Annotated in this window: 11 protein-coding genes; 8 read left to right on the plus strand and 3 right to left on the minus strand. The window is 58.6% G+C overall.

The window, feature by feature from the left end:
- Positions 1-94: 94 nt before the first annotated feature.
- Positions 95-2,365, minus strand: coding sequence for an ATP-dependent Clp protease ATP-binding subunit ClpA (gene clpA, locus AC1DVH_RS19875; protein ID WP_477755245.1), 2,271 nt, complete (start codon positions 2,363-2,365; stop codon positions 95-97).
- 30 nt (positions 2,366-2,395) lie between these two features.
- The gene (clpS, locus tag AC1DVH_RS19880; protein ID WP_032829596.1) at positions 2,396-2,758 is read right to left on the minus strand and encodes an ATP-dependent Clp protease adapter ClpS; all 363 of its coding nucleotides are present in this window, start codon (positions 2,756-2,758) and stop codon (positions 2,396-2,398) included.
- Positions 2,759-2,982: 224 nt separating this feature from the next.
- Between clpS and AC1DVH_RS19885 the strand changes: the two genes are divergently transcribed.
- Entirely contained in the window at positions 2,983-3,264 is a 282-nt protein-coding gene (locus AC1DVH_RS19885) for a cold shock domain-containing protein (protein WP_477755246.1), read from the plus strand.
- Between the two features lie 79 nt (positions 3,265-3,343).
- Here AC1DVH_RS19885 and icd read toward each other — a convergent pair whose 3' ends face one another.
- Complete coding sequence (icd, locus tag AC1DVH_RS19890; RefSeq protein WP_057399856.1) at positions 3,344-4,600, minus strand: NADP-dependent isocitrate dehydrogenase; 1,257 nt, start codon at positions 4,598-4,600, stop codon at positions 3,344-3,346.
- Between icd and AC1DVH_RS19895 the strand changes: the two genes are divergently transcribed.
- The 7 genes from AC1DVH_RS19895 to AC1DVH_RS19925 form a co-directional block, all read left to right on the plus strand.
- A complete protein-coding gene (locus AC1DVH_RS19895) occupies positions 4,599-4,766 on the plus strand; it encodes a hypothetical protein (RefSeq protein ID WP_191628038.1) in 168 nt (55 codons plus the stop codon). The genes icd and AC1DVH_RS19895 overlap by 2 nt on opposite strands.
- A 326-nt stretch (positions 4,767-5,092) precedes the next feature.
- Positions 5,093-7,318, plus strand: coding sequence for an NADP-dependent isocitrate dehydrogenase (locus AC1DVH_RS19900; protein ID WP_477755247.1), 2,226 nt, complete (start codon positions 5,093-5,095; stop codon positions 7,316-7,318).
- Positions 7,319-7,516: 198 nt separating this feature from the next.
- On the plus strand, positions 7,517-7,963 hold the full coding sequence (locus AC1DVH_RS19905) for an NUDIX hydrolase (protein ID WP_477755248.1): 447 nt from the start codon (positions 7,517-7,519) through the stop codon (positions 7,961-7,963).
- 59 nt (positions 7,964-8,022) lie between these two features.
- Positions 8,023-9,156, plus strand: coding sequence for a tRNA 2-thiouridine(34) synthase MnmA (mnmA, locus tag AC1DVH_RS19910; RefSeq protein WP_477755249.1), 1,134 nt, complete (start codon positions 8,023-8,025; stop codon positions 9,154-9,156).
- The gene (gene hflD / locus AC1DVH_RS19915; protein ID WP_108217855.1) at positions 9,153-9,776 is read left to right on the plus strand and encodes a high frequency lysogenization protein HflD; all 624 of its coding nucleotides are present in this window, start codon (positions 9,153-9,155) and stop codon (positions 9,774-9,776) included. Before mnmA ends, hflD begins: the two co-directional genes overlap by 4 nt.
- Before the next feature lie 124 nt (positions 9,777-9,900).
- Positions 9,901-11,271 (plus strand): adenylosuccinate lyase, encoded by a 1,371-nt coding sequence (purB, locus tag AC1DVH_RS19920; protein ID WP_103405060.1) that lies wholly within the window; start codon positions 9,901-9,903, stop codon positions 11,269-11,271.
- A gap of 86 nt (positions 11,272-11,357) precedes the next feature.
- The coding region (locus AC1DVH_RS19925; RefSeq protein ID WP_477755250.1) for a cupin domain-containing protein at positions 11,358-11,651 on the plus strand (294 nt) is incomplete at its 3' end.

Here is an 11,651-nt window from a genome sequence, read left to right on the forward strand (position 1 = left end):
ATCGCGAGCAAGCTCGCTCCCACAGGGAACCGTGGTGATTTCGACAGATAGCAAAAAGGCGCCTTTCAGCGCCTTTTGGCTTTGCTTCCAAACGTCAGGCCATCTCGGCTGTGGTCTCGAACTCGAAGGTCAGCTCGCCGTCCTTGATGTCGATGTGCACCACACCGCCATGTTCGGCCAGTTCGCCAAAGAGAATCTCCTCCGCCAGCGGACGCTTGATCTTGTCCTGGATCAGGCGCGCCATTGGGCGAGCACCCATCGCCGCGTCGTAACCACTTTCGGCCAGCCAGCTGCGGGCCGCATCAGTGACTTCCAACAACACACRCTTGTCTTCCAGTTGCGCCTGAAGCTCGGTAAGGAACTTGTCCACCACGCTCTTGATGACCTCATGGCTGAGGCGACCAAACTGGATGATGGTATCCAGACGGTTGCGGAATTCCGGCGTGAAGCTCTTCTTGATCACTTCCATCGCATCGGACGAGTGATCCTGATAGGTGAAACCGATCGAAGCGCGGGCTGCGGTCTCGGCACCGGCGTTGGTCGTCATGATGACGATCACGTTACGGAAATCCGCCTTGCGCCCGTTGTTATCGGTCAACGTACCGTGATCCATCACCTGCAGCAGCAGGTTGAAGACTTCCGGATGCGCCTTCTCGATCTCATCGAGCAACAGCACGCAGTGTGGCTGCTTGGTGATGGCTTCGGTGAGCAGGCCGCCCTGATCGAACCCGACATAACCCGGAGGCGCACCGATCAGACGCGATACGGTGTGGCGCTCCATGTACTCGGACATGTCGAAGCGAATCAACTCGACACCCAAGGCCTTGGCCAACTGACGCGCCGCTTCGGTTTTACCGACACCGGTAGGCCCTGCGAACAGGAACGAACCGACAGGCTTGTCAGGGGATTTGAGGCCGGCACGGGACAGCTTGATCGCGGTTGCCAGCGAATCGATCGCGGCATCCTGACCGAACACGGTCAATTTCAGGTCACGCTCAAGGTTACGCAGCAACTCTTTATCGGAGCTGGTGACGTGTTTTGGCGGAATCCGCGCAATCTTCGCAACGATGTCCTCGACCTGAGGCACTTCGATGCGTTTAACGCGCATTTCCACCGGTTGCAGACGCTGATAGGCACCCGCCTCATCAATGACATCAATGGCCTTGTCCGGCATGTGACGATCATTGATGTAACGCGAGGCCAGTTCGGCAGCCGCGCGCAGGGCTTCATCACTGTATTCGATATTGTGATGGCTTTCGAAACGCCCCTTCAGGCCGCGCAGAATGCCAATGGTGTCTTCCACCGAAGGCTCCGACACATCGACCTTCTGGAAGCGCCGAGCCAAGGCACGGTCCTTCTCGAAGATCCCGCGGAACTCCTGGAACGTTGTGGAACCGATGCAGCGGATATCACCGGACGACAGCAGTGGCTTGAGCAGGTTCGAGGCATCCATGACACCACCGGACGCGGCACCCGCACCAATGATGGTGTGGATCTCGTCGATGAACAGGATCGCCTGCGGACGTTTTTTCAGCTCATTGAGCAACGCCTTGAAGCGCTTCTCGAAATCGCCACGGTACTTGGTACCGGCCAGCAAGGCACCCAGGTCAAGGGAGTAAACCACGCTGTTGGCCAGCAGGTCCGGCACCTGGTTGTCGACAATGCGCTTGGCCAGGCCTTCGGCAATCGCGGTTTTACCCACGCCCGCCTCGCCCACCAGCAGCGGATTGTTTTTGCGACGACGCGCAAGGATCTGCGCGACGCGCTCGACTTCCAGCTCACGACCCACCAACGGATCGATACGACCCTGGCGCGCCAGTTCGTTGAGGTTGCTGGCATAAGCATCCAGGGGATTACCCGAGGAAGAAGACTCACCGCCCTCGTCGTCCTGCATATCTTGCTCACCTTCAGAGTGATCGCCATGCCCCGGCACCTTGGAAATGCCGTGGGCGATGTAGTTGACGACATCTATACGGGCGACGCTCTGCTGTTTCAGCAGGAACACCGCCTGACTCTCTTGCTCACTGAAGATCGCGACCAGCACGTTGGCACCAGTCACTTCGCGTTTGCCCGAGCTCTGTACGTGAAACACAGCACGTTGCAGGACACGCTGGAAGCCCAGGGTTGGCTGGGTTTCGCGATCCTCGTCATGCACGGGGATCAATGGCGTGGTGGAGTCGATGAACTCCTGCAGGTCATGCTTGAGTTTGTCGAGGTTTGCACCGCACGCACGCAAAACGGTGGCGGCAGCCTCATTGTCCAATAGGGCCAGCAAGAGGTGTTCGACGGTCATGAACTCATGACGCTTCGAACGGGCCTCCTTGAAGGCAAGATTGAGGGTGACTTCGAGCTCGCGGTTTAACATAGCTTCACCTCATACCCAAGTGGTCGGCGATTAACCGTCCTTCTCGATTTCACAGAGTAGCGGATGCTGGCTTTCCCTGGCGTACTGGTTGACCTGCATGGCCTTGGTCTCGGCGATGTCGCGGGTAAACACTCCACATACTGCCCGCCCTTCTGTATGGACGGCCAGCATGACCTTGGTCGCCAGCTCGCGATTCAGGTTAAAAAACACCTCGAGCACTTCGACGACGAAATCCATCGGTGTGTAGTCATCGTTGAACAAAACCACCTTGTACATCGGCGGCGCCTGTAGTGCAGGCTTTGCCTCCTGAACAGCAATGCCTGTGGAATCGTCGTCGTGTAAATCAGGGCGATCCTGATTGAATGTTAGTCGAATCTGGCTGATTGCATGCATGGAAAGAAAGGTTCGTCAGTTGTTCAAATACATTGGTGGGGGCGGCTATCAGCGTTTTCAACTCCGACTGCCCGGTCAGCTTGACTATCGGCAAAACGGTGTTACAACCAATAGAGCCCACAGTGGGTAAAAAAGGTCCGCGGAGTCAATCTTATTTACAGATTCGACTGCGGATGTACTGGATGATACTCCAGTGATGGAGTCTGTTGCAGAGGGAGTTGGGTATGTCAGTTGGCAAGGTGAAATGGTTCAACAATGCCAAGGGATTCGGTTTCATTAACACCGATGCCAAAGAAGGCCGTGATGAGGACGGCAAGGAAATCGATTTCTTTGCTCACTATTCGGCCATCGCGATGGACGGCTACAAAACCCTCAAGGCCGGACAAATCGTCAGCTTCGAGATCGTTCAGGGCCCCAAAGGCTTGCATGCATTGAATATCACGTCTGCCACGCTCCCGAGCGAACAGACCGCGCCCGCCACCCAGCACGAAACGGTGTCGAGCTGACGCAACCCGTCATCCAGTCATAAAAAAACCGCCTGACTCAACTTATTGAATCAGGCGGTTTTTGTGTGCCTGCGCGTTCTTACATGTGCGAGATCAGYGCATCACCGAAACCGGAAGACGATACCAGCTTCGCACCTTCCATCAGACGTTCGAAGTCATAGGTCACGGTCTTGGCGGAAATCGCGCCGTTGGTGCCCTTGATGATCAGGTCGGCTGCTTCGGTCCAGCCCATGTGGCGCAGCATCATTTCAGCGGACAGGATCAGCGAACCGGGATTGACCTGGTCCTTGCCGGCGTATTTCGGCGCAGTACCGTGGGTGGCTTCGAACATGGCCACGGTGTCGGACAGGTTGGCACCTGGCGCGATACCGATACCGCCCACTTCCGCCGCCAGGGCGTCGGAGAGGTAGTCGCCGTTCAGGTTCAGGGTCGCGATCACATCGTACTCGGCCGGGCGCAGCAGGATCTGCTGAAGCATGGCATCGGCGATCGCATCCTTGACGACAACGTTCTTGCCGGTTTTCGGGTTCTTGAACTGCATCCACGGACCACCGTCGAGCAGGGTCGCGCCGAACTCTTCAGCCGCCACTTCGTAGGCCCATTCCTTGAAGGCACCCTCGGTGAACTTCATGATGTTGCCTTTGTGCACGATGGTCAGCGAATCGCGATCGTTGTCGACAACATATTGCAGGGCCTTGCGCGCCAGACGCTTGGTGCCTTGCAGGGAAACCGGCTTGACGCCGATGCCGCAGTTTTCGTCGAAACGGATCTTGGTCACGCCCATTTCTTCTTTCAGGAACTTGATGACCTTGGTGGCTTCCGGCGTACCGGCCTTCCACTCGATGCCGGCGTAGATGTCCTCGGAGTTCTCGCGGAAGATGGTCATGTCGACATCGCCTGGCTTCTTGACCGGGCTAGGCACGCCTTCAAACCAGCGCACCGGGCGCAGGCAGACGTACAGGTCGAGTTGCTGACGCAGGGCCACGTTGAGGGAACGGATGCCGCCACCGACCGGGGTGGTCAGCGGGCCCTTGATGGAAACCACGTAATCCTTGACCGCGTCCAGGGTTTCCTGAGGCAGCCAGGTGTCCTGATCGTAAACCTGAGTCGCTTTCTCCCCGGCGTACACTTCCATCCAGGAAATCTTGCGCTCGCCACCGTAAGCCTTCTTAACAGCAGCATCGACAACCTTGATCATGACCGGGCTGATGTCGACACCAATGCCGTCGCCTTCGATGAAGGGGATGATCGGGTTATTAGGAACATTGAGAGAATGGTCTGCATTGACGGTGATTTTGTCGCCGACGGCTGGAACCTGAATCTTCTTGTAACCCATGCTGAACTCCATTGATTGGATTGAACATCTGGCTTGGTTCGAGCGTAACCCAGTTGAATCGGCGCGCAAACCCTATGTTCCATCCATCTGGCGCAAAGCCTTGCAACTCGTGCGCTACAAGCCTGAAAGCAAAGGGAAAAGCGCCAAAACCAAGCACGACGAATGACTCTACGCCCGACTTGCCCCTGCGACCTTTAGACCAATGGACGACATTCGTTGCGTATGAACCATCGGCAGATTGCCAGCTACCTATGTATAATGCCGCCGCTGACCACAGGGTCACGACGGTTGAAGTGCTCTACGACGAGACTTTCCGCCTGGCAGGCCGGCCTGTTATCGCAGTCCGGCCACTTGACGCCTTACTGATGCACCCAACATCACAGCAACGAAACCTCGATATTCGGCTCATGGATGACTTTGAACGAACGCGCTTACCCGGCGCCCTCGAGTTTCTGCGCACGCTTTAGCAAAGAAGAGAGAGTTAATCCGAATATGCCCACCCGCTCGAAGATCATCTATACCTTCACCGACGAAGCTCCTGCCCTCGCCACCTATTCACTGTTGCCTATCGTAGAGGCGTTCACCGCCTCGGCTGATATCGCCGTTGAAACCCGCGATATCTCTCTTGCAGGGCGCATCCTGGCCAGCTTCCCCGAGCAACTGGGTGACAAAGCCGTAGCCGACCACCTCGCCGAACTGGGCGCCCTGGCCGTTACGCCTGAAGCCAACATCATCAAGCTGCCGAACATCAGCGCTTCGGTTCCACAACTGCAAGCCGCGATCAAAGAGCTGCAAGCTCAGGGCTACGCACTGCCGGACTACCCTGAGACCGTCACCAGCGACGCCGACAAAGAAGCCAAGGCGCGCTACGACAAGATCAAGGGCAGCGCCGTAAACCCGGTTCTGCGTGAAGGCAACTCAGACCGCCGTGCTCCGCTGTCGGTCAAGAACTACGCACGCAAGCACCCGCACAAAATGGGCGCCTGGGCCAAGGACTCCAAGTCCCACATCGCACACATGAGCACCGGCGATTTCTACGGCAGCGAAAAAGCTGCCCTGATCGACGCCGCTGACGCCGTGAAGATCGAACTGATCGCTCAAGACGGCACCGCCACCGTCCTGAAAGAAAAGACCAGCGTACAAGCCGGTGAGATCCTCGATTGCGCGGTATTGAGCAAAAACGCCCTGCGCAGCTTCATCGCGGCCGAAATCGAAGACGCCAAGGCACAAGGCGTGCTGCTGTCGGTTCACTTGAAAGCCACCATGATGAAGGTCTCCGACCCGATCATGTTCGGCCAGATCGTTGCCGAGTTCTATAAAGACGCACTGGCCAAGCACGCTGACGTGCTGGCACAGATCGGCTTCAACCTGAACAACGGCATCGGCGACCTGTACGCTCGCATCAAGGCCTTGCCTGCCGAGCAGCAAGCGCAGATCGAAGCTGACATCCAGGCGGTCTACGCCGTTCGCCCTTCCCTGGCGATGGTCAACTCCGACAAAGGCATCACCAACCTGCACGTGCCGAGCGACGTCATCGTCGACGCCTCGATGCCAGCAATGATCCGTGACTCCGGCAAGATGTGGGGCACCGACGGCCAGCTGCACGACACCAAGGCCGTGATCCCGGATCGCTGCTACGCGACCATCTACCAGGCAGTGATCGAAGACTGCAAGGCCAACGGCGCGTTCGATCCGACCACCATGGGCAGCGTGCCAAACGTTGGCCTGATGGCGAAGAAAGCCGAAGAATACGGTTCCCACGACAAGACTTTCCAGATCAAGTCTGACGGCGTTGTTCGCGTGACCGACAGCAAAGGCACCCTGCTGATGGAACAGGCTGTTGAAGCCGGCGACATCTTCCGCATGTGCCAGACCAAAGATGCGCCGATCCAGGACTGGGTCAAACTGGCCGTCAACCGTGCTCGCGCCAGCAGCACTCCGGCGATTTTCTGGCTTGACCCAATGCGCGCCCACGATGGCGTAGTGATCGAGAAAGTTCAGGCTTACCTGAAAGATCACGACACTGCCGGCCTGGACATCCAGATCATGGCGCCGGTCGACGCGATGAAGTACACCCTGCAGCGCACCCGCGAAGGTAAAGACACCATCTCGGTGACCGGCAACGTACTGCGCGACTACCTGACCGACCTGTTCCCGATCATGGAACTGGGCACCAGCGCCAAGATGCTGTCGATCGTGCCGCTGATGAACGGCGGTGGCCTGTTCGAAACCGGCGCTGGCGGTTCGGCTCCGAAGCACGTTCAGCAGTTGCTGGAAGAAAACTTCCTGCGCTGGGATTCGCTGGGTGAATTCCTGGCCCTGGCCGCGTCCCTGGAACACCTGGGCGTGACCTACAACAACCCTAAGGCGCTGGTGCTGGCCAAGACCCTGGACCAGGCCACCGGCCAGTTCCTGGACAACAACAAGTCGCCATCGCGCAAAGTCGGCAACATCGACAACCGCGGCAGCCACTTCTACCTGGCACTGTACTGGGCTCAAGCCCTGGCTGCCCAGACCGAAGACACTGCACTGCAAGCGCAGTTCGCGACCCTGGCCAAGACCCTGACCGAGAACGAGGCGACCATCGTTGCCGAACTCAACGCCGTTCAGGGCAAGCCAGTGGACATCGGCGGTTACTACCACGCCGACGCCGAGCTGATCAGCAAGGCCATGCGCCCGAGCGCAACCTTCAACGCGGCAGTTGCTGCGCTGGTTTAAGGTTGTAAGGGAACATCACAAACCCCGGCCCTGTGCCGGGGTTTGTGTTTTCAGAACCCAGACAAAACCAATGTAGGAGCGAGCCTGCTCGCGATAGCGGTATATCATTCAACATTGATTCGCCTGACCCACCGCTATCGCGAGCAGGCTCACTCCTACATTTGACTGTGTTTCAACATTGGAAATTGAGGACGATTCATGGACTGGAAACCCCACATCACCGTCGCCACCATCGTCGAAGACAACGGCCGCTTCCTGATGGTCGAGGAACTCAAGCACGGACGCGTGGTGCTTAACCAGCCCGCCGGTCATCTGGACCCGAACGAAACACTGACCGAAGCCGCCGTGCGCGAAACCCTCGAGGAAACCGGCTGGGACGTCGAACCGACCGGCGTACTGGGCATTTACCTCTATACAGCCCCAAGCAACGGCGTGACCTACCAGCGGATCTGTTTCATCGCCAAAGCGTTGAAACACCACCCCGACTACCAACTGGATGACGGCATCATCGGCGCCAAGTGGTTGACCCGCGAGGAATTAATCGAGCAGCGCGACAACTGGCGCAGCGAGCTGATCATCCGCTGCATCGACGACTATCTGACAGGCCAACACTTCGGCCTCGAATTGATCCGTCCTTCTCTTTAGCCTTGCGGGCCTTAGCCTGCTAGAATCGCGTCTTTTTTCAAGACACTCATTGAATCCCTATGCGTGATCCAGCCCCTTCTGACACACAAAAGAAGCGCGTCATTGTCGGCATGTCCGGCGGCGTGGACTCTTCCGTTTCCGCCCTCCTGCTGATCGAGCAGGGCTATGAGGTGGAAGGCCTGTTCATGAAGAACTGGGAAGAAGACGATGGAACGGAATACTGCACCGCCATGGATGATCTGGCGGATGCCCAGGCCGTTTGCGACAAGATTGGCATCAAGCTGCACACCGCCAACTTCGCCGCCGAGTACTGGGACAACGTGTTCGAGCACTTCCTGGCCGAATACAAGGCCGGACGCACGCCGAACCCGGACATCCTGTGCAACCGCGAAATCAAGTTCAAGGCGTTCCTCGACTACGCCATGATGCTCGGCGCCGACCTGATCGCCACCGGTCACTACGTGCGTCGCCGCGACATCGACGGCTGCACCGAACTGCTCAAGGGCCTGGATCCGAACAAGGACCAGAGCTACTTCCTGCACGCCGTCGGCGGTGAACAGATCGCCAAGACCCTGTTCCCGGTCGGCGAGCTGGAAAAACCGCAAGTGCGCGCCATTGCCGAGAAATACGAACTGGCGACCGCGAAGAAAAAGGATTCCACCGGGATCTGCTTTATCGGCGAGCGCCGCTTCAGCGACTTCCTCAAGCAGTACCTGCCAGCGCAACCGGGCGAGATCAAGACCACCGAAGGTGAAGTCATCGGCCGTCACCACGGCCTGATGTACCACACCATCGGCCAGCGCCAGGGCCTGGGCATTGGCGGGCTGAAAGATGCCAGCGATGAGCCGTGGTACGTGCTGATCAAGGACCTGGAACACAACGAGCTGATCGTTGGCCAGGGCAACGATCACCCGTGGCTGTTCTCCCGCGCCCTGCTCGCTTCCGATATCTACTGGGTCAACCCGATCGATCTGAGCCAGCCACGCAAGCTGACCGCCAAGGTTCGTTATCGCCAGAGCGACCAGCCGTGCACCCTGGAAAAAACCGCCACCGGTTATCGCGCGACCTTCGATGATCCGCAACGCGCGGTCACTCCGGGCCAGTCCGTGGTGTTCTACGACGGTGAAATCTGCCTCGGCGGCGGCGTGATTGAAGTAGCCGAGCCGTGGACGAGCAAGGGCCAGGCCCTATGAACCCGATTCAGGAGCAACTGACAGCACTGGGCGGCGTGTTTCTCGCCGCCGTGCTGGTGGACAGGATTGCCAAGTCCGGCCAGACCAACGAAGCCGGACTGACCTGCATGCTCGGTAGCCTGCTGATCCGCGACCCCAAGGACACTTTGGAAGTCTACGGCGGCGACGACATCAACCTGCGTGAAGGCTACCGCGCGCTGATTGGCGCCCTCGAACGCGATCCAAGCGCCCTGCAGCGCGAACCGCTGCGTTATGCCCTGGCCATGCTCGGCCTTGAACGTCAGCTGGCCAAGCGAAACGACATGCTCGACGTGATTGGCAAGCGTCTGCCGCAGATTCAGTCCCAGGTCGAACACTTCGGCCCGGCCCACGAAAACGTGATCGCTGCATGCGGCGCGCTGTATCAGGACACCCTGAGCACCCTGCGCCAACGCATCCAGGTGCACGGTGACATGCGCAACCTGCAACAACCGAGCAATGCCTCGAAAATTCGCGCCCTGCTGCTGGCCGGCATCCGTTCGGCGCGCCTGTGGCGGCAATTGGGCGGTCATCGCTGGCAGCTGGTGATCAGCCGCCGCAAATTGCTGAAAGAGCTTTACCCGTTGATGCGTAACGAATAACCCGCATCGACAGAACTGAACATAGCAATACGCGTAATACGCCGGTCAGTTGGCGACGGACCGGCGGATTTTTTCATGTATGATACGCGCCCCATTTCGTTGCCCGACTGTCCGAGAACACCCCATGCAGCTCTCTTCGCTCACTGCGGTTTCCCCTGTTGACGGCCGCTACGCCGGCAAAACCCAGGCCCTGCGCCCAATTTTCAGCGAGTACGGCCTGATCCGTGCCCGCGTTCTGGTTGAAGTGCGCTGGCTCCAGCGCCTGGCCGCTCACCCTGCCATCAGCGAAGTGCCGGCGTTCTCTGCCGAAGCCAACGCTGTGCTCAACACCCTGGCGGAAAATTTCTCTCTGGAGCACGCCGAGCGCGTCAAAGAGATCGAGCGCACCACCAACCACGACGTCAAGGCCATTGAATACCTGCTCAAAGAGCAGGCGGCCAAGCTGCCGGAACTGGCCAAGGTCAGCGAGTTCATCCACTTTGCCTGCACCAGTGAGGACATCAACAACCTGTCCCACGCCCTGATGCTGCGCGAAGGCCGTGATGACGTGATGCTGCCGCTGATGCGCCAGACCGCCAACGCCATCCGCGAACTGGCGATCCGCTTCGCCGACGTACCGATGCTGTCGCGCACCCACGGTCAACCGGCCTCACCGACCACCCTGGGTAAAGAACTGGCGAACGTGGTTTACCGCCTGGAGCGCCAGATCGCTCAAGTCGCTGCCGTTCCGCTGCTGGGCAAGATCAACGGCGCTGTCGGCAACTACAACGCCCACCTGTCGGCCTACCCCGAGATCGACTGGGAAGCCAACGCCCGCGCCTTCATCGAAGACGAGTTGGGCCTGGGCTTCAACCCGTACACCACGCAGATCGAACCGCACGACTACATCGCCGAGCTGTTCGACGCGATTGCGCGCTTCAACACCATCCTGATCGACTTCGACCGCGACATCTGGGGCTACATCTCCCTGGGCTATTTCAAGCAGCGCACCATCGCTGGCGAAATCGGCTCGTCGACCATGCCGCACAAAGTCAACCCGATCGACTTCGAGAACTCCGAAGGCAACCTGGGCATCGCCAACGCACTGTTCCAGCACCTGGCGAGCAAACTGCCAATCTCTCGCTGGCAGCGCGACCTGACCGACTCCACCGTACTGCGCAACCTCGGTGTCGGCTTCGCCCACAGCGTGATCGCCTACGAAGCCAGCCTCAAGGGCATCAGCAAGCTTGAGCTCAACGAGCAGAAGATTGCCGCTGACCTGGACGCCTGCTGGGAAGTACTGGCCGAGCCGATCCAGACCGTAATGCGTCGCTACAACATCGAAAACCCGTACGAAAAGCTGAAAGAACTGACCCGCGGCAAGGGCATCAGCCCAGAAGCACTGCAGACTTTCATCGACGGCCTGGACATGCCAGCCGCCGCCAAGGCCGAGCTGAAATTGCTCACCCCGGCCAACTACATCGGCAACGCTGCAGAACAAGCCAGACGCATCTGATCGACCGCTAGACCCTTTTAAGACGCCCGGCAGCGCCGGGCGTTTTTATTCCCGTCTGAAAAGTGCATTTTTTCAATAGGTTACACATGAATCCTGATATTCCTCTTCAACTTCTGGGCGGCATCACGGCACGGGAATTCCTGCGCGACTACTGGCAGAAAAAACCACTGCTGATCCGCCAGGCGATTCCTGATTTCGAAAGCCCGATCGACGCCGACGAACTGGCCGGCCTGGCGCTGGAAGAAGAAGTCGAATCGCGACTGATCATCGAGAATGGCGAGCGTCCGTGGKAACTGCGTCGCGGCCCGTTCGCCGAAGATGAATTCAGCRAGCTGCCTGAACGTGACTGGACCCTGCTGGTTCAAGCCGTGGATCAATTC

The organism is Pseudomonas sp. P4_C3 (genome assembly GCF_056402075.1).

Excerpts from the sequence above, each read along its gene's own strand:
- clpS (WP_032829596.1), bottom strand. The coding sequence starts at position 2,758 with ATGCATGCAATCAGCCAGATTCGACTAACATTCAATCAGGATCGCCCT.
- AC1DVH_RS19885 (WP_477755246.1), top strand. The coding sequence starts at position 2,983 with ATGTCAGTTGGCAAGGTGAAATGGTTCAACAATGCCAAGGGATTCGGT.
- AC1DVH_RS19895 (WP_191628038.1), top strand. The coding sequence starts at position 4,599 with ATGCTGAACTCCATTGATTGGATTGAACATCTGGCTTGGTTCGAGCGT.
- AC1DVH_RS19900 (WP_477755247.1), top strand. The coding sequence starts at position 5,093 with ATGCCCACCCGCTCGAAGATCATCTATACCTTCACCGACGAAGCTCCT.
- AC1DVH_RS19905 (WP_477755248.1), top strand. The coding sequence starts at position 7,517 with ATGGACTGGAAACCCCACATCACCGTCGCCACCATCGTCGAAGACAAC.
- mnmA (WP_477755249.1), top strand. The coding sequence starts at position 8,023 with ATGCGTGATCCAGCCCCTTCTGACACACAAAAGAAGCGCGTCATTGTC.
- hflD (WP_108217855.1), top strand. The coding sequence starts at position 9,153 with ATGAACCCGATTCAGGAGCAACTGACAGCACTGGGCGGCGTGTTTCTC.
- purB (WP_103405060.1), top strand. The coding sequence starts at position 9,901 with ATGCAGCTCTCTTCGCTCACTGCGGTTTCCCCTGTTGACGGCCGCTAC.